Source organism: Micromonospora fiedleri, from assembly GCF_016774385.1.
GTDB classification, from domain to species: Bacteria; Actinomycetota; Actinomycetes; order Mycobacteriales; family Micromonosporaceae; genus Micromonospora; species Micromonospora gifhornensis.
This window is the reverse complement of sequence record NZ_JAETXL010000004.1, coordinates 640888-659825: the sequence shown is the minus strand read 5'-3', so window position 1 is coordinate 659825 and position 18938 is coordinate 640888. Positions and strand designations below refer to the sequence as shown.

Below are 18938 nucleotides of genomic sequence, written 5' to 3'. Positions count from 1 at the left end.
CGTGAGCACGGTCGTCGTCAAACGACCCGCCCGACAGCCGGAACCGGAGTATCCCTCCGGCGAGGTGCTCCTGGAAGCGCCACCGGAGGTGCCTGCACCGACCGGTAAGGCGTGGGGGCAGATGATGATGCTGCTGCCGATGCTCGCCGGCTCCTTCGCGATGGCCCTGATGTTCGCCGGTCGCGGCGGGTCGACCCTCGGCTACGTCACAGGTGGCCTGTTCGGACTCTCCGCCATCGGCATGCTCGGCGCGCAGCTGACAAACAACTCCGGCGGCCCGAGCAAGCAGGAGATGCTGCAGAAGCGCCGGGAGTACATGGCACACCTGTCGCGGCAGCGTCGACGCGTCCTCAAGACGGTCCGCCGGCAGCGTGAGGCCGCCTTCTACCGGCACCCGGATCCGGACACGCTCTGGTCCCTGCCGCTGGGGCCCCGGCTGTGGGAACGCCGACGCGGCGACGTCGACTTCGCTACCGTCCGGATCGGACTCGGGCCGCAGGAACTGGCCACTCCGCTGGTGCCGCCACCGGCCACGTCGCTGGAGAAGCTGGAGCCGATGTGCGCGCTGGCGTTGCGCCGGTTCCTCACCACGTACGGCGAGGTGCCGGACCTGCCGGTGACCATGGCGTTGAACGGGTTCGCCCGGGTGCACCTGCGCGGCGACACCGACGCGGCCCGGGGCCTGGTGCGGGCCCTGCTCGCCCAGGCGACGGCCTTCCACGCCCCCGACGACATGCTCGTCGCGGTCTGCGTCTCCGCCGAGCGCCGGGCCGACTGGGAGTGGACGAAGTGGTTGCCGCACGCGCTGCACCCGTCGCGTACGGACGCGCTCGGTCAACTGCGGCTGGTGTCGTCCTCGGTGACCGGCCTGGAGGCGATGCTCGACGACGTGCTGGCCAGCCGGCCCCGGTTCAACGCCAGCGGCGGATCGTCCCAGGTCGGCGGGCCGCACATACTTGTGATCATCGACGGTGGCGACACCGCTGGCTCGGATCACCTGATGACCGACGGCGGCGTCGAGGGCGTGACCCTGCTCGACCTGTCCAGCCCGGCACCCCGGATGTTCGACCGGGCGCGCCTGGTGCTGGACGTGGCGGCGGATCGTCAGCTGCACGGTGTCACCGTCGACGGTTCGGCGGAGATCGGTCGGGCCGACGACTGCCAGGTCGCGGAGATCGAGGCGTTGGCCATGCAGTTGGCCCCGCTGCGGCTGTCGGCTGCCTCCCGTGGCGGTGGCGACACCCCGCTGACCAGTGAGTTGGGCCTGGCCGATCTGCTCGACATCGGCGACCCGTACGAGTTCGACGTCGATCGGGCCTGGCAGCCGCGACCCAACCGGGACCGGTTGCGGGTGCCGATCGGGGTGGGTACCGACGGTGGGCCGGTGGAGCTGGACCTGAAGGAGTCGGCGCAGGACGGCATGGGCCCGCACGGGCTGCTCATCGGCGCCACCGGTTCCGGCAAGTCGGAGCTGCTGCGCACCCTGGTGCTGGCGTTGGCCGCGACCCACTCGTCGGAGAACCTCAACTTCGTCCTGGTCGACTTCAAGGGTGGCGCCACCTTCACCCGGCTGGACGGGTTGCCGCACACCAGCGCCGTGATCACCAACCTGGCCGACGAACTGCCGCTGGTGGATCGGATGACCGACGCCATCAACGGCGAGCTGGTCCGCCGGCAGGAGTTGCTGCGGTCGGCGGGCAACTACGCCTCCCAGCGCGACTACGAGAAGGCGCGGGCGGCGGGCGCTCCGCTGTCGCCACTGCCGAGCCTGCTGATCATCTGCGACGAGTTCTCCGAGCTGCTCACCGCGAAGCCCGACTTCATCGACATGTTCGTGCAGATCGGCCGGGTGGGTCGGTCGCTGGGTGTGCACCTGCTGCTGGCCTCGCAGCGGTTGGAGGAGGGGCGGCTACGCGGGCTGGACACCCATCTGTCGTACCGGATCGGTCTGCGGACCTTCTCGGCGATGGAGTCGCGGGTGGTGCTCGGCGCGACCGACGCGTACGAGCTGCCCCGCTCTCCCGGGCACGGGTACCTGCGCTTCGGCACCGAGCCGCTGGTCCGGTTCAAGGCCGCGTACGTCTCCGGCGCCTACCGCAGCAAGACCGCCGCGGCGGTGGCGGCCGGTGACGGCGAGGATCGGGTACGCGAGTACACCACCAGCTACGTCGCCCCGCCGGTGACCCGTACGCCGAAGGATGAGCAGCCGCCCGAGCCGGCCGACGGGGTCGGTGAGAGCGTGCTGGACATCCTGGTCGGGCGGCTCGCCGGCCGGGGCAAGCCGGCCCACCAGGTGTGGCTTCCGCCGCTGGCCGAGCCGCCGACGCTGGACCAGTTGCTGCCGCCGCTGACCGCCGACCCGACCCGTGGGGTGACCGTGGCGCACGCCGGTCTGCTCGGCGAGTTGCAGGTGGCCGTCGGCATCGTCGACAAGCCCTTCGAGCAGCGCCGGGACGTGCTCTGGTTCGACCTGGCCGGTGCCGCCGGCCACGCGGTGATCGTCGGCGGGCCGCAGAGCGGCCGGAGCACCCTGCTGCGCACCATGGTCACCTCGCTGGCCCTGACCCACACCCCCCGGGAAGCCCAGGTGTACTGCCTCGACCTGGGCAGCAGCGCGCTGTCGTCGCTGCGGGACCTGCCCCATGTCGGTTCGGTGGCGACCCGGCTGGACGCGGGCCTGGTCCGGCGTACGGTCGCCGAGATGCAGCTGCTGATGGGCGAGCGTGAGCGGCGGTTCGCCGAGCGCGGCGTGGACTCGATGGCCGAGTACCGGCGGGCCCGCCGGCACGGGCAGCACGGCGACGACCCGTTCGGCGACGTTTTCCTGATCATCGACGGCTGGGCGACGTTGCGCTCGGAGTTCGAGGACCTGGAACCGACGATCAACGACATCGCCAACCGGGGACTCTCCTTCGGCATCCACCTGATCGTCACCGCCGGCCGCTGGATGGACCTCCGCCCGGCCGTCCGGGACGTCTTCGGCACCCGGCTGGAGCTGTGGCTGGCCGACGCCAGCGACTCCAACCTGGACCGTCGGGCGGCGATGAACGTGCCGGAGAAGTCACCGGGACGCGGCATCACGCCGGACGGGCAGCAGTTCCTCGCGGCGCTGCCGCGTATCGACGGCGCGCAGGAGACGGAGACGCTGCCCGAGGGGGCCCGCAAGCTGGTCACCGACCTGGCTGCCGCCTGGCAGGGCCCGGGTGCCCCACCGATCCGGCTGCTCCCGCCGAACGTCCCGTACGGCAGCCTGCCGAACACCGGGCAGGCCGGGATCCCGATCGGCATCGCCGAGGTCGACCTCGCACCGGTGCACCTGGACTTCACCGCCGACCCGCACTTCATCCTCTTCGGCGACGGCGAGTCGGGTAAGAGCACCTTCCTGCGGGCGTTGGCGCAGACCATCGTCGACAGCCACGAGTTGACCGAGGCGCGGCTGGTCATCGTCGACTACCGGCGCAGCCTGCTGGGCGACATCGAGACACCGCACGTCATCGGGTACGGCTCGACGGCGCAGATCACCGAGAGCATCGTGACCGAGGTCGCCGCCGTGATGCGGGACCGGCTGCCGCCGGCGGACATCAACGCCGAGCGGCTGCGGGCCCGGGACTGGTGGAAGGGCCCCGACCTGTACGTGCTCGTCGACGACTACGACCTGGTCGCCGGTGCGGGCAGCAACCCGCTGACACCCCTGCTGGAGTTCCTGCCCCAGGCCCGGGACATCGGTCTGCACCTGATCGTCGCCCGCCGCACCGGCGGCGCGAGCCGTGCGCTCTACGAGCCGGTGCTGATGCGGTTGCGGGAGATCAGCACTCCCGGCATCGTGATGTCCGGCAACCGCGACGAGGGCGTACTGCTCGGCACGGTACGGCCCGGACCGCTGCCGCCGGGTCGGGGCTGGCTGGTGTCCCGACGGGGTGGCACCCGACTGGTGCAGTTGGTGAATCTTCCGCCTCGTGCATAGCCGGCGTACGGGGTTGCCGGACCGGACTACCGTCGGCCAGAGTGGACCTACGGTACGCGGTCGGGTCGCTCCGGTAACCGGAGTTCGGGTCGGCCGCGCCAGCACCGTGTGAGCGGGACGGGGGAGGGACCATGGGCGGCGAGTGGCTCGTCAACGAGAACATCGACGTCGACGTCAACCAGTTGCAGGACTTCGCCAGGGCCATTCAGAAGGAGCTGGACACCAACTTCCAGCCCAGCTTCGAGAACGGTCTGCGTCCGATGCTCACCGTGCAGGCTCCCTTCGGCGGCGGCGGGATGAAAGAGGCCGCGTTCTTCCGGGGCCGGCACGACGAGAGCCGGATGGCCGTGTCGCACCTGATGGGCGATGTGATCAAGGGTCTGACCGCGCTCAGCGCGGCGGCCACCTCCATCTCCGGCGAATACCTGCTGGGCGATGCGATGGCCGAGGCCACGAACGACGACGTGTACAACGCTTTCAACGCGGTGGACGGCCAGAAGACCCTCAGCGGCAAGTGGGAGCAGGAGGGCGACCCGATGGAGGAGATCCCCGAGCAGGCGCGGAATCCGGAAGTCGTCGGGCCGTACCACGGGATGGATTCCTGCCCTACCGAGGACACGCGTGAGCAGGCGCCCAAGTGGGCCGCGGGGGACACCGTGGGTGAGGGTCCGGGCGCGTACCAGATCGAGGCCGAGGACCAGCGCATGCACGGCGAGGAATTCCGACTGGACCAGTCCAACCTGCGATGACGGCTGCCAGGAGCGGGGGACCTGAGGAGCGGGGATGACCGACGACTACTACGGCTACAGGCCGATCAGCTACCCGGCGTACGGGGGCATGCGGGACGACTACGCGGCCGACCGCGCGGCCCAGGCAACGCCGTACCAGCCCACCGACTGGGACGGCGTCAACATCGAGCAGATGTGGGAGTACGTCCGCAAGGAGAGCGACGAGCGCACCGTGGCGCTCGCCGAGATGTGGCGGCGGGCGGCGAGCCTGCTGGAGTCGACCAGGGACAACCTCAAGCGGCACGCCGACGCGCTCGGCGCCAAGTGGAACTCTCCCGCCTCCCGGGTCTTCATGTCGAAGGTGGGTGCCACCCTGCACTCGCTTGACGAGTGGAAGAACGTGGCCACCAGCAACGCCACCGGTCTGGACCAGTTGGCGCGCAAGATCTCGACCGCGCAGCGGGAGATGACCCAGCTCTGGCTGGAGTACAAGGCCGAGCAGCAGCACCAGCAGGACGTCTACGAGAAGGACAAGGCCAAGATCACCTTCAGCGACATCTTCGGCGACAAGCACAAGTCGTACGAGGAGGTCCAGAAGGAGTTCCACCAGCGCGCCAAGAACATCACCAAGCCGCTCGCGGACATGTACATCGACGTGTACATCTCGAACATCTCGCGGGGCGGCAAGTTCAAGGGCCCCACCGAGGCGGCCCTCTTCGACGGCAAGACCGCGCCCGGCGGTCCGGGGCGAACCGGCGGCCCGACCCGCCCGGGTGCCGTCCCGCCGGGTGCGCGGGGCGCACGGCCGGACCGGCCGGAGATGCCGAACCGGCCCGAGCAGCCGAACCAGCCGGAGGTGGGCGCTCGTCCGCCCCAGCCCACTGCGCCGACGCTGCCCGACGGCGTCGACCTCGCCGGCGGCACCGCAACCGTGGCCCCGCCGGGACCCGCGCCCACCCCGCCGCCGGTCACCGCCGCGCCGAACGCGCCCGGAACACCCGGCCCGCCGGTACCGCCGGTGGTGCCGCCGGGACAGCGGCCGGGCGGCGGCGGTCCGGGCACGCCGAACCCGGGTGGCCGACCGAACGCACCGCGGGCCACCCTGCCGGGCTCGGGTGGCGGTCCCGGCCCGGGTGGCGGTCGCGGCCCCGCACCGAACCGTCCGACGCTGCCCGGTGCGGGCGGCGGCTCCGGCGCGCCGGGCAGTGGCCGGCGTGGGCCCGCACCGAACCGTCCGACGTTGCCGGGCAACACGGGTGCCCCCGGGCGTCCCGGCACCGGTGCGCTTCGCCCGAAGCCGTCGGCCAGCCCGCCACCGTCCAGCCCGCGTCTACCGGGCTCCACGGCACCGTCCGGCCAGCGGGGCGCAGCCTCGGGTCGGCCCACCGCACCGCCGCCAAGCCTCGGCGGTCAACGTGGCGCGACCCCCGGCACCCCACCCAAGGCGGGCGGCCCGCTCGGCAGCCGCCCCGCCACCCCGCCGGGTGGTCGGGCCAGCGGTCCGGGAGCACCGGGCAGTGCCGGTCGACCCGATCTGAGCGGTCGTACCGGTGCCCCACGACCGGCACCGACCACCGGGCCAGGTCCGTCGCTCAGCGGCCGGCGCGGCGCTCCGGCCGCACCGGGCGCGCGCAAGGGCACCCAGCACGACCTGGAGCAGGAGACCTGGGAGTACGGCGACGGCGACGACGAACTGTGGGTCACCGAGTCCTCCGCCGTCGGGGTCGTCGAGGCACCGGCGGAGCACCGGCCTCGGGAGCAGGGCAGGACGCTCGGCCAGAGTTGAACACGGACGGGCCAGTCACCGCAGCATCGGTGACTGGCCCGTACCATGCGGTGAACGCCCGTTTTCGGCCGTCCCGTGACGAACGAACCACAAAGGAAGGTAGGACGGGCATGCGTGTCCTCACCCGACCGACTGCCGTCCTGGCGCTCAGCACCGTGAGTGCCCTGGCGGTGCTGACCCTGCCCGCGGCACCGGCCCTGGCGGATTCCACCCGGGACGACTCGTGGCACGTCAAGGCCCTGGAGTTGCCCGAGCTACACAAGATCACCCAGGGCGAGGGTGTCGTGGTGGCGGTGGTGGACACCGGGGTGGACGCGAAACACCGGGACCTGAAGAACAACGTGCTGCCCGGCGCGGATCTCTACGACGACGACACCAAGGGCGGTGTCGACCGGGTGGGCCACGGCACCGGGATGGCGTCGCTGATCGCCGGGCACGGGCATGGGCCGGGCGGCGGCAACGGGGTGCTCGGGGTCGCGCCGAAGGCCAAGATCCTGCCGGTGACGATCAAGAGTGAGCGGAGCCCGCTGATCGCACCCACGGCGCTCGCCGCCGGGATCAACTGGGCGATCGACAACGGCGCGGACATCATCAACGTGTCGCTGGGCAGCAGCTTCAACGAGGAACTGGACCGCGCGGTCGCTCGGGCGTACCAGCGCAACGTGGTGGTGGTCGCCGCCGTGGGCAACCGCGAGGACATGATCATCAGCAACCCGGCCCGGCACCCGGCCACGATCGCCGTCAACGGCACCGACCGCAAGGGCGTCATCAGCAAGGAGGCGGCCCTGCCGGCCGAGGAGGTGAGCATCGCCGCGCCGGGCGAGGACATCGTCCAGGCCGCACCCGGCGACAAGTACGTCACCTCGCTCGGCAGCAGCAGCAGCGCCGCGCTCGTCTCGGGTGCCATGGCCCTGATCAAGGCCAAGTACCCGGACCTGAACGCGTACGAGCTGTTCGAGCGGCTGCTGGAGACCGCGCGTGACGCCGGTGACCCCGGCCGGGACCTGGACTACGGGTGGGGCGTGCTCGACCTGCGCACGGCGCTGACCGGTGAGCCCGACGGCCGGGCCAGCCCTCGTGCCAGCGGCCCGCCGTCGGCCCAACTCGAACCGTGGCAGGTCAACCCTCGCGAACGCGAGGACGGCATCCTGGTCTTCGTGTGGGCCGCCATCCTCGTCGTGCTCGTCGGCGGGGGCATCGCCACCGTCTGGATGCTGCGCAACCGGTCGCAACGTCGGCAGGCGGAACTCGTCGACGACGAGCCCGTGCCGGTGGGGACCGCTTTCGGCGATGGGTCGCCGAACGACCCGGGTCAGCCTGCGGAGGCTACGGACGACGTCTGGCGGCGGCCGCCCGGCTGAGCCCTCCGACCTCAGGAGGTCACACCCATGTCGACCACCTCGTCCGGAGCGTTTCCACCGCCGCCCGGTCGACGGCCGATCGTCGTGACGCTGGCCGTCGTCCTGATGGTGCCGTCGATCGTGACCTGGTTGATCGCCGGCATCGCCTTCTTCCGGGCGATGCTGGCCGCCGAGGGCACCGGGCTCGGTCGCGTCCTGGTGGTGGGCATCGGCGCGGGGGTGCTCGCGATCGCGCTGCTGATGGTGCTGCTCGCCGCGCTCGGGATGCTCATGGCGTGGACCGGTGACAGCGCCCAGGGGCTGGCGGTGCCGGCAGGCTTCACCTTCGGTCTGTTCGTCGTCGTCATCGTCGTGCTGCTGGTGCAGGGCAAGCTGACCTTCGAGCCGACGATGGTCACCCCACTGGTCGTGGGCGGGCTGGCCGGCGTGGCACTGGCCCTGGTCAAGAGCCCGCCGGCCCGCGCCTGGTTCACCAGCCGGTCAGGCGGGTGACCAGCGGCGGGCGGTGGCGTCGAAGCGGGCCAGGAACTCGTCCCGGCCGTCCTGGTGCAGGCAACGCAGTTCGGTGCCGTCCGGGACGATCAACGACTCCATTCGCGGCTGACCTTGGCCCCACTCCGGCGGCGTGCTCTCGTCGGGCGGCCAGCGCAGCACGGCCACCCACTCGTCCGACTCCTCGAAGGGCGAGCCCGGGCCGAGCAGTCCCAGCCGCCGGTAGAGCCGTACCGGGGTGTCCCGCCCGGGACCGTACCAGGCGTGCACCAGGCCGGCGGCGCGGTCGTACCCGTCGTCGAGATAGGACGCGAGGTAGCGGTGCGGGATGACCAGTTGCAGCCGCAGCGGGACGTCCGGATCGGGACCCTCGTCAACGTCGACGGTCGGCTCCGCCGCTGCGCGGGGCACAGGTATGCCCACCGTCGAGGGGTCGGCGTACGCGGCGCTCACCCGCCGGGTCCGCTCCTGCTCGGCGGCGTCGTCGAGGACGTGGCGCAGCTCGCCCAGCCAGTCGCGCAGGGTCAGCACCGCCTCGCCGGGCAGCGTCGCGGCCAGTGGAGTCTCCGGGTTGAGCGACAACTGCCAGGAGGCGTCCGGCCAGTGTTCGGTGAGCTGGAGACTGCTGATCGCCACCAGATCGTGATCGCCGAGCGCCTGCCGTAGCCGGGCCTCGGAGGTGAACACCGGCAGGCTCGGCCGGCCCTGCTCGTCCGGTAGACACCACCAGGGGAAATCGGGATCGCCGAGGTCACGGGTGGCCGGCCCATCGGGCCGCAGGGGGAGCAGGAGTTCGGTCCGCAGCAGCGCGGACATCAGGGCGTCCGGGTCCTGTCGGCGGACCGCCTCCCGCAGCGGCCGTTCGGCCTCGACCAGGGCGGCGGTGAGGCTGGCGAGTTCGTCTGCGGTCAGCCGTACGGCGATGGGTAGACCGGCGTTCACGGCCAGCATCCAACGCTCATCGGGCCAGTCGACGGCGAGATCGGTCAGCACCGACACCCGGTAGGTGACGTCCTGGCCGGGCAGCCCGGCGGCGATCGCCGCCGGGGACGTGTAGGCCATCACGTGGGTGACGCCCTCGTGGTGACCCGTCGGCCAGGGCACCGGCGCTTCGGCGGTCGCCGTCGGCGGCACCGGCAGCAGCAACGGCCCGGTGGCGAGCGCGGCGAGGAAGGCCGTGCCGTCGTCCTGCTCGGCGGCGGCCAGCAGCGCGCGTTCGGTAGCGGTGGTCGGTTGCCAGCCGGTGACGGTGGTCGGCTGCGGGTCGGTCCGCTGCGGGTCGGTCACCAGGTGCCGTCCTCGCGTACCCGGGACGGTTGACGGCCGAGCAGCAGCGTGCCGAGCGCCTCCTCGACACTCGCCCCGAGAAACCAGTCACCCGTGTGATCCAGTACGAACACCCGGCCCTGCTCGTCGATGGCGAGGATGCCGGTGCCGTCACCCTCCTCACCGAGCGGACTCAGCGGTGCCCCGGTCACCGAGGCCAACTCCGCCAGCGTGGCCACGCTGTGGCGGACCCGGAACGGGTCGAGGTGGACGTCGCTCGGGGCGACCTGCTCACCCTCACCCTGCGGGTGGAGACGCAACCCACCGAACTCGGCGTACGCCTGCACCGCGGCGGTCGTCATGACGTGCTGGCGGCCGTCCACCGCGGCGTCGGCGGCGATGCGCAGCGCCCACTCGCGGGCCCGCTCCTCGTCGCGCCGACCGGGTGACCAGCCGGCGGCGGCGAGGATCTCGGCCACCTGAGGTGGAAAGCGCTCGGTCATGTCAACGCCTCCATACCGAACCAGTCCAGCAGGGCCGCGCACGATCGGCAGGGCGGCTGGACCTCGCCGTGCCGGGGGTCGCCCTCCTCCCGTACGCGGGTCAGTCGCAGCTTCGCTCCCCACAGCAGCGCGCGGGCCCGGGCGGCGTCGAGCGGCGGCCCGTCCGCCTCGGCGGCGTACAGCCGGTCGGATATCAGCACCGGCTCGGCGCACCAGCCGGTGAACCGCTCCCGTTGCCCGACCGGCAGCCCGTGCAGGAACCGCCGGACGATCGGATGCAACTCCGGTGCAGTCCGGCCGCGTACGGAGGTGTGCGTGTGGATGGTCCCGTCGGCCAGCAGTGCACCCGCCACCAGCGGCAGCGTCCGCAGCTCGGTCATCCGTCCCCCCGCAGTCGAGAGTGTCCCGGCGCCAGAAGTCGACCGGTCCGCCCGACGCAGCCTAGCGAGCGGGGCTCCATGGCATGGACCGCCTGGGATATCGTCGGGCCAACCCCTCATCGCCGTACGAAGCCCGGAGTCATGACGCGCACCCTTCTCGTCGCCCCGGATCAGCCCGGCGCCTACCCCTCCATCGGGGAGGCTCTGGCGGTGGCCGGCGACGACACAGTCGTCTCGGTCAGCCCTGGCACCTACTACGAGGCACTGTTCGTCAACGACCGTGCGGTGACCGTCGTCGCCGCGCAGGGCGCCGGAACGGTCACCATCGACGCCTCCTCCGGGGCGTACCCGACGGTCTCCTGCAACTCGGGGCGACTGGAGTTGCGCGACCTCGTGCTCAAGGCGGGCGACGCGCCAGTGGTGGTGGGCGACCGGGCCACGCTCACCATGAGCGGCTGCGAACTGAGCGCCGGCTTCGGTGCGGCCATCCAGGTGGCCGGCCGCTCCGAGTTCACCCTGACCCGCTGCCGGGTCACCGGCGGGCGGTACGGCCTGGTCGTCGAGGACTCCGACGGCACCGTCGAGGGCTGCGAGTTCGCCGACCTCAGTGAGGACGGCATCATCGTGCGCATCGGCGCCGCCCCGACGATCCGCACCAGCACGGTCACCCGCTGCGGCAACCGGGGCATCTACATCTACCAGTACGGCCGCCCGACGATCGAGGCCTGCGACATCTCGCAGACCGGTCACGCCGGGGTGGCGGTGGTGCACCAGAGCGCCCCCGTGCTGCGGCGCTGCCGGATCCGTGACACGCGTGGGCCGGCGATCTCCTTCGCCCGTGGCTGCCAGGGCACGGTCGAGGAGTGCACCACCGAGAACACCGCCCAGCCGGCGATCGAGGTCGCCGAGGGGGCCGCGCCGACCATCGTGGAGGGCACGGCGAGCCGGAAGGCGGCCTACGGCGCGGACGCCGCCCGGGCCGCCACCCCGCAGGACACCGCCCGGGTCGACAAGCTGCTGGCCGATCTGGAGCAGATGGTCGGCCTGGAGTCGGTGAAGGAAGAGGTCCGGGCCCTCATCGACGAGATCCAGGTCAACGAGTGGCGACGCAGCGCCGGGCTGCCGGTCGGTGCGGTCAGCCATCACCTCATCTTCGCGGGTGCGCCCGGTACGGGTAAGACCACCGTGGCCCGCATCTACGGTGACCTGCTCGCCGCGTTGGGTGCGCTGCCCGGCGGCGAGTTCCGCGAGGTGTCCCGGCGGGACCTGGTCGGCCAGTACATCGGCCACACCGCCGAGAAGACCGCCGCCGCGTTCGAGCAGGCGCGCGGTGGCGTGCTCTTCGTCGACGAGGCGTACACCCTGTCCCGGTCCTCCGGCAGTGGCGGTGACTTCGGGCAGGAGGCGATCGACACGCTGGTCAAGCTGATGGAGGACCACCGCGACGAGGTCGCGGTGATCGCCGCCGGCTACACCGGGGAGATGCTCCAGTTCCTCGATGCCAACCCCGGTCTGGCCTCCCGTTTCGCCAAGACGATCGAGTTCGGCAACTACAGTCCCGACCAGCTCGTCGTCATCGTGGAGCGGATGGCCGGTGGCGACGAGTACCTGCTCGCCGACGGCGTGACAGACGTGCTCCGGGAGCACTTCGGCACGATCGAGCGGGACCAGAACTTCGGCAACGCCCGCGAGGCGCGCAAGCTGTTCGAGGGCGTACGCAAGGCGCAGGCGCAGCGGCTGCGCCAGTCCGGTCAGCGGCCCAGTCTCGACGAGTTGCGTACCGTGACCGTTGCCGACGTGCGTACCGCGATCGGCCATTGATCATGTCGGGCCGGTCAGGGAGGGGCGCGCGGTGACTCATCCGGGCGCGGCGCGGCCGGGGGATCCAGGTTGGCAGCATCAGCCGGAGGCCACGGCGCCGCCGGCACAGCGAACGGGCTCTCCACAGCAGACCGGCGTACCGGCCCCCACGGTCGGTGGGACCACGGGACAGGCCTGGGCCGCCCAGCGGGGACAGGGCCGAGCGACGGTCGGCACCGCGTACCGCAGCCAGACCGCCGCCCCGGCGTCGGCCACCGTGTCGACGGCCCAGGCCGCCCAAGCGGCTCAAGCAGCGCAGGCGGCTCAGACCGCCCCGGCCGCTCGGGCCGCGGCAGCCGCCGCGTCGCCGGCAGATCAGGCACAGCCCACGGCGGCGACCGCCCCGGTGGTACGCCCCTACCGGCGACCGTTGCGCATCGCCGGCATCCACGTCGCCCAGCTGGTGGCCTGGCAGGCCGGTGCGGCGGCGGTGCTGGCCGCGACCGGGCACGGCACCCTGCTGACCGTCGGGGTCGGCGCTGCGGTGCTGCTGCTGCTCGCCCCGACCGTGCTGCGCTACCGCGGCCGGTGGATGTACCAGTGGTTGACGGTCTGGTGGGGTTATCGGCGTCGCCGCCGGCAACTCGCCGCGACGGGGTCGGATGCCCGGTGGCAGTTGCTGACCCATCTTGAGAACAGTGTGGAGCTCGAACAGGTCGAGATCGACGACCAGCCCGCCGTGCTGCTGACCCACCGGGGTGGGCTCAGCGCCGTGCTGGAGGTCGACCCGACCGAGGGCGCGCTGCTGGTGGGCTCTCCGCAGGCCCTGCCACCGCCGGTGTCACTGCTTCCGGCGACCGATCCCAAGGCGCCGCCGGTGACGGTGCAGGTGTTGATCCAGGTCACCCCGGCCCCCCGGGTGCGGGCGGCGGCGGTGGAGCGGGCGTACCGCGAGCTGACCGAGGGCAATGTGCCCGCCAGTCGGCAGGCCTGGGTGGTGCTTCAGGCACCCCGTACCCCTGATTTTCATGCCGACCGTGACCTGCGGCCGGCGCTGACCGCGGCGATCCGCCGGACCCGACGCCAGCTTCGCCAGGATCGGGTGACCGCCCGCCTGCTCAACCGCGACGAGGTGCTGGCCGCCGTCGCCAACCTGACCCATCTGACCGGTGAGCCGGTGGCCGGTGACCGCCCGCTGGCCCGGGAAGGATGGCGCAGTTGGTCGGCGCAGGGCACTCCGCAGAGCTGCCACCGGCTGCTCGACTGGCCCGACCGGGTGTGGGACGTGGACCCACTGCTGCGTGGGCTGCCCGCCGCGGCGGCCGTGGTGTCGATCGCGGTGGCCCGGGAACCGGATCGTCAGGGTGCCGACGACGCCGTGGTGGAGGTGGCCTTCCGGCTGATCGGTGCGGACGCCGCCGCCCTGACCGCCGCCGACACCGCGCTGCACGAGGCGATCCGTGGTCACGGTGGTCGCCTGCAACGACTCGACGGCGAGCATGCCCGGGGCGTCGCCGCCACCCTGCCGCTCGGAGGTTTCCTGCGGTGAACACCGTCTCCTTCCCGGGCAGCCGGATCGGCCTGCACGTCGCCGACGGGCCCACCGTGGCCGGCCTGCGCCTGGTTGCCGGCGGGGGCGGGCTGGTGGTGGGCCGCAATCGCCAGCAGGAGCCGGTCGGCCTACGGCTGTTCCGGGCCGAGCCGACCCGGTTGATGTTGATCGGCGGGGTACGCGCCGCGGAACTGCTCGCCTTCCGGGCCCTGGCGCTCGGTGCCCGGCTGTTCATCCAGACCGCTCGCGAGCAGGAGTGGGACGCCTTCCTGCGTCGCTGCGTCATCGGCCGGGAGATCGCCTCGTTCCTTCCGCCCGGGGTGCCGCCACCGCTGCCGGCGACGCCGACCGAGCCTCAGCTCGTCGTGATCGACACGGGTCCGGTGACCGGGCCAGACACCAACCTGAGCGCACCGTGGCGGGCGACCCTGGTGGTCCGCGACGACCTGGCCGGTTGGGATGTCGAGGTGCTGGTGCGCAGCGACATCGTGGTGCTCCAGCGACTCACCGCGCCCGAGGCGGCCACCGCGGCGAACGCCCTCGGCCTGGTCAGCGTGCAGAGCTGGTTCACCCAGCTCCATCCGGAAATGGTCGGCCTGATCACCAAGGGAAAGGTGCAGTGGGTCATGCTCAGCATGACCGGCACCGAACGGCAACTGATCGGGCCGGTCGCCCGCGGCGGTTGAGCCGTCGGCACCGGACGGCGCCGGAAAATCACTGTCAACATCGCGATTCGCGCACGATCACGCAGGCCAATGCCGTGCCGGCTACCGCCTCGTTTCGCGAATAAGTACATCTGGTGGCTCCCGCGCGGACACTTGTGCCGCTTATTCTCCACCGGTCTAACACCCTCGGAGGCCCCGCGGAGGCCCAGCAGATGCAGCTACGAAAAAGCAGGCGGCAACTCACAATTCCGGGCGTACTGGTCACCGCCACTGCGCTCTTATTGGGCAGCGGCACCACCGCTTTCGCCGCGCCCGCGTCAGCTACACCGTTCATCAGCGAGATCCACTATGACAACGCCGGCACCGACGTCGGCGAGGCGATCGAGATCGAGGCGCCGGTCGACTTCGACCTGAGCGGCTGGCAGATCGTCCTCTACAACGGTGGAAACGGGGCGGCGTACAACACCCGGACGCTGACCGGCACGGTGCCGGAGTCCGGTGTGGTCGTCGCCGAGTACCCGGCCAACGGCATCCAGAACGGTGATCCCGACGGTGTCGCGCTGGTCTCGCCCAGCAACACGGTGAGCGAGTTCATCACCTACGGCGGCACCTTCACCGCGGTCGGCGGGCCGGCGAACGGCCTGGTCGGCACCGACATCGGGGTCAAGGAGGCGAGCAACACCCCGGTCGGGCACTCGCTCCAGAAGATCGACGGGGTCTGGAAGGCGCCCGCGCCGAACAGCTTCGGCGTCCGTAACACCGCTGGTGGCGACCCGGGACCGGGCGACCCGCCGGTCGGCTGTGACGTCGCGGTCAGCCACACCATCGCCCAGGTCCAGGGCTCCGGCACCACCACACCGGTGGCCGGCAGCCGGGTCACCGTCGAGGGCGTCGTCACCGCCGACCACCGCACCGGTGGCTACAACGGCGTGTACGTGCAGACGGCGGGCAGCGGCGGGGAGCGTACGGTCGCCGCCGGCACCGCCTCGGACGGGATCTTCGTCTACCTGACCACGAACACCGCCAATCACCCGGCGGTCACGATCGGTGACCGGGTCCGGGTCAGCGGTACGGCCAGCGAGTTCAACGGGCTCACCCAGCTCAGCATCGCCGCCCGTGGCGACGTGCAGGTGTGCGAGCAGGGCGCGCCGCTGCCCGCTCCGGTCCCGGTGGAGCTTCCGCTCACCGACGACGCCCGCGAGTCGGTCGAGTCGATGCTGGTCGCCCCGGTCGGCGCGTACGCCGTCTCCGAGGTCTACAACACCAACCGCTACGGCGAGGTGGCCCTGGCCGCCGGTGACAAGCCGGCGCTGACCCCGACCGATGTGGCCCGGCCCGGCTCGGCGGAGGCCCGCCAGATCGCCGCCGACAACAAGGCCCGCCGCATCCTGCTCGACGACGGCAAGACGACCAACCTGTCCACCGCCGGGCTGCTGCCGCCGTACGTGTCGAAGGACAGCCCGTTGCGGGTCGGCGACTCGGTCGAGGCGTTCGGACCGTCGGTGCTGTCGTACGCCTTCGAAGAGTGGCGTCTGCAGCCCACCCGCCCGGTCGACGCGGACACCCGCCCGGGCGACCGGACCACCTTCAAGGTCACCAACCCGCGTACCGCCGCCCCGGTCAACGTCGGCGGCGACCTGCGGGTGGCCAGCTTCAACGTGTTGAACTACTTCGTGCACTTCGGTGGCGACGCGCGTGGCGCTGCCAACGAGGCCGCGCTGGCCAAGCAGGAGGCGAAGATCGTCTCGGCGATCAGCGCGCTGGACGCCGACGTGGTCGCACTGGAGGAGATCGAGAACTCGGTCCGGTTCAGCTCCTCGGACCCGCAGCGGGCGCTCAAGCGCCTGGTCGCCGCGCTGAACACCGCCGACGGCGCGGGCACCTGGGACTACGTTCGCACCCCGACCGAGCTGCCGGGCGCCGCCCAGCAGGACTTCATCACCACCGCGATCATCTTCAAGCCGGCCAAGGCGCAGCCCAAGGGCGCGTCGCGGTCGGTGAACGACGAGAGCGTCTGGTTCAACGCCCGCGAGCCGATCGCGCAGACCTTCACCGCCGGGCCGTTCGACTTCGTGGTGGTGGCCAACCACTTCAAGTCCAAGAGCGGTGCCGGTTCCGGCGACAACGCCGACTCCGGTGACGGTCAGGGCGGTTGGAACGGTGACCGGGTCCGGCAGGCGACCGCGCTGGCCACCTTCGTGGACCAGGTCAAGGCCGACAGCGACACCGACAACGTGCTGCTGCTGGGTGACTTCAACGCGTACACCCAGGAGGACCCGATGCAGGTCCTCTACGGCAAGGACTACCGCAACCTCAACAACACCGGGAAGACCAGCTACGTCTTCAACGGTGAGTCCGGCTCGCTCGACCACGCGCTGGCTTCGCCGTCGCTGGCCGACCGGGTCACCGGCGTGGACGTGTGGCAGATCAACGCGGTCGAGTCGTACGCCTTCCAGTACGACGGGCTGGCTGCCTTCTACGCTCCGGACCCGTACCGGGCCAGCGACCACAACCCGCTGGTCGTCGGGATCAACACCGGGGCCAGCCCGGTCGACCTGCAACTGCTGAGCATCAACGACTTCCACGGCCGACTGGAGTCACCGGCCACCGTGGGCGGTCAGCCGGCCGGTGGGGCGGCTCAGCTCGCCGGTCTGGTCAACCAGTTGCGTACGCAGAACCCGAACACCGGGTTCGTGTCGGCGGGCGACAACATCGGCGCGTCCACCTTCATCTCGGCGATCGACGACGACAACCCGACGATCGACGCGTTGAACGCGGCCGGTCTGATCGCCTCGGCGGTCGGTAACCACGAGTTCGACAAGGGCATGGCCGACCTGACCGGTCGGGTCACCGACCGGGCGGACTTCCCGCTGCTGGGCGCCAACGTGTACCGGGACGACACCCGGGCGCTGCCGGCGTACTCGGTCAGCAGCATCGGTGGTGTCCGGGTCGGCTTCGTCGGTGTGGTCACCGAGCAGACCGGCTCGCTGGTCAGCCCGGACGGCATCGTCGGCATCACCTTCCGCGACCCGGTGGCCGAGGCCAACCTGGTCGCCGGCCAGCTCAAGGACGGCAACCCCGCCAACGGTGAGGCCGACGTGGTGGTGCTGCTCGCCCACGAGGGTGCCGCCACGGAGAACATCGACTCGGCCGAGGCGCTGGTGAACGACCCGGTCTTCGGCAGGTTCACCCGGGTCGACGCCACCATCGACGCCATCTTCAGCGGTCACACCCACCAGCCGTACGCCTTCGAGGTCCCGGTGCCGGGTACCGACAAGCTGCGTCCGGTGGTGCAGGCCGAGGACTACGGCAAGCGGCTGGGCAAGGTCACCCTGACCTTCGACCCGGAGTCGAACTCCGTCACCGCCGCCGACGCCTCGCTTGTCGACGTGGTCGGTGCGCCGCAGGACCCGGCGGTGGCCGACATCGTGGCCGCTGCCAAGGTCCGGGCGCAGGAGCTGGGCCAGCGGAAGCTGGGCGAGATCACCGCCGACATCCGCCGGGCCTACACCGACGGCAACGAGGACCGGGGCAAGGAGTCGGCGCTGGGCAACTTCATCGCCGACGTGCAGCTCGCCGACACCTCCGCCCCCGGTCGGGGTGGGGCCCAGATCGCCTTCATGAACCCGGGTGGTCTGCGGGCGGACCTGCTGTACCGCACCGACGGCACGGTGACCTACGCCGACGCCTTCTCCGTGCAGCCGTTCTCCAACGACGTGGTCACCAAGTCCTACACGGGTGCGGAGATCAAGCAGACGTTGGAGCAGCAGTGGCAGCCGGCGGGCGCGTCCCGTCCGGTGCTGTGGCTGGGTGTGTCGAAGGGCTTCAGCTACACCTACGATCCGCAGGCCGAACGGGGTTCGCGGATCACCTCGATGCAGCTCAACGGCGTACCGATCGACCCGGCAGCCACCTACCGGGTGACGGTGAACTCGTTCCTCGCCTCCGGTGGGGACAACTTCACCGCTCTGGGTGGCGGCACCGACCGGGCGACCACCGGCGACAACGACCTCACCATGCTGGTGAACTACCTCGCCGCCAACTCGCCGGTCACCGCCGACACCACGCCCCGCTCCACCATCGGGCAGGGCGGCCCGGCGTGGGAGGTCGAGGTCCAGGCCCGCACCCAGTGCGTCGGCAGCAACGCGTACGTCTCGGTCAGCGCCCGCAACGCCGACGACGTGGCGCTGAGCATCGAACTGGTCACGCCGTACGGGTCGCGCGTCGTCGCCGACGTCGCCCCGGGCAAGACGGCGTACCAGGCGTTCAACAGCCGGGCGAAGACGGTGGCCGCCGGCACCTCGACGGTGAAGATCACCGGTACGGTCAACGGCCAGCCGGCGACGATCCAGGTCGAGTCGGCGTACGCCGCGATCACCTGCGGCTGATTTCTCGTACGGGGTGGCGGCGATCCTGCCGCCACCCCACCCCCATCGAGCAG

The 18938-nt window shown here is 71.5% G+C and carries 12 protein-coding genes; 9 read left to right on the top strand and 3 right to left on the bottom strand.

All coding sequences use genetic code 11. The annotated features are described in order from the left end of the window. Position 1: 1 nt before the first annotated feature. From eccCa to JMF97_RS13990, 5 genes are all read left to right on the top strand, one after another. A complete protein-coding gene (gene eccCa, locus JMF97_RS14010; protein ID WP_203221940.1) occupies positions 2-3964 on the top strand; it encodes a type VII secretion protein EccCa in 3963 nt (1320 codons plus the stop codon). Positions 3965-4095: 131 nt separating this feature from the next. Beyond that, positions 4096-4713, top strand: coding sequence for a hypothetical protein (locus JMF97_RS14005; protein ID WP_203221939.1), 618 nt, complete (start codon positions 4096-4098; stop codon positions 4711-4713). A 34-nt stretch (positions 4714-4747) separates the two neighbouring features. Further along, the gene (locus tag JMF97_RS14000) at positions 4748-6478 is read left to right on the top strand and encodes a WXG100 family type VII secretion target (protein ID WP_203221938.1); all 1731 of its coding nucleotides are present in this window, start codon (positions 4748-4750) and stop codon (positions 6476-6478) included. A gap of 110 nt (positions 6479-6588) precedes the next feature. Continuing rightward, positions 6589-7839, top strand: coding sequence for a type VII secretion-associated serine protease mycosin (gene mycP / locus JMF97_RS13995; RefSeq protein ID WP_203221937.1), 1251 nt, complete (start codon positions 6589-6591; stop codon positions 7837-7839). Between the two features lie 27 nt (positions 7840-7866). After that, positions 7867-8331, top strand: coding sequence for a hypothetical protein (locus JMF97_RS13990; RefSeq protein ID WP_203221936.1), 465 nt, complete (start codon positions 7867-7869; stop codon positions 8329-8331). Here JMF97_RS13990 and JMF97_RS13985 read toward each other — a convergent pair. The 3 genes from JMF97_RS13985 to JMF97_RS13975 are packed head-to-tail and all read right to left on the bottom strand — an operon-like array spanning position 8320 to position 10480. Then, positions 8320-9618: an SseB family protein gene (locus JMF97_RS13985; RefSeq protein ID WP_203221935.1), complete on the bottom strand. Its 1299-nt coding sequence runs from the start codon at positions 9616-9618 to the stop codon at positions 8320-8322. The two genes, JMF97_RS13990 and JMF97_RS13985, sit on opposite strands and share 12 nt — an antisense overlap. Further along, entirely contained in the window at positions 9615-10100 is a 486-nt protein-coding gene (locus JMF97_RS13980; RefSeq protein ID WP_203221934.1) for an SUKH-3 domain-containing protein, read from the bottom strand. Before JMF97_RS13980 ends, JMF97_RS13985 begins: the two co-directional genes overlap by 4 nt. Further along, positions 10097-10480, bottom strand: coding sequence for a YwqJ-related putative deaminase (locus JMF97_RS13975; RefSeq protein ID WP_203221933.1), 384 nt, complete (start codon positions 10478-10480; stop codon positions 10097-10099). Before JMF97_RS13975 ends, JMF97_RS13980 begins: the two co-directional genes overlap by 4 nt. Before the next feature lie 141 nt (positions 10481-10621). On the opposite strand from JMF97_RS13975, the gene JMF97_RS13970 reads away from it, so the two are divergent. The 4 genes from JMF97_RS13970 to JMF97_RS13955 all read left to right on the top strand — a co-directional run bounded on the left by JMF97_RS13970 (position 10622) and on the right by JMF97_RS13955 (position 18885). Continuing rightward, positions 10622-12301: a right-handed parallel beta-helix repeat-containing protein gene (locus JMF97_RS13970; RefSeq protein WP_203221932.1), complete on the top strand. Its 1680-nt coding sequence runs from the start codon at positions 10622-10624 to the stop codon at positions 12299-12301. A gap of 31 nt (positions 12302-12332) precedes the next feature. Further along, a complete protein-coding gene (gene eccE, locus JMF97_RS13965) occupies positions 12333-13829 on the top strand; it encodes a type VII secretion protein EccE (RefSeq protein ID WP_203221931.1) in 1497 nt (498 codons plus the stop codon). After that, positions 13826-14518, top strand: a complete 693-nt coding sequence (locus tag JMF97_RS13960) for a hypothetical protein (protein WP_203221930.1) — start codon at positions 13826-13828, stop codon at positions 14516-14518. Before eccE ends, JMF97_RS13960 begins: the two co-directional genes overlap by 4 nt. 191 nt (positions 14519-14709) lie before the next feature. Next, the gene (locus tag JMF97_RS13955) at positions 14710-18885 is read left to right on the top strand and encodes an ExeM/NucH family extracellular endonuclease (protein ID WP_238359264.1); all 4176 of its coding nucleotides are present in this window, start codon (positions 14710-14712) and stop codon (positions 18883-18885) included. The last annotated feature ends 53 nt before the right edge of the window (positions 18886-18938 follow it).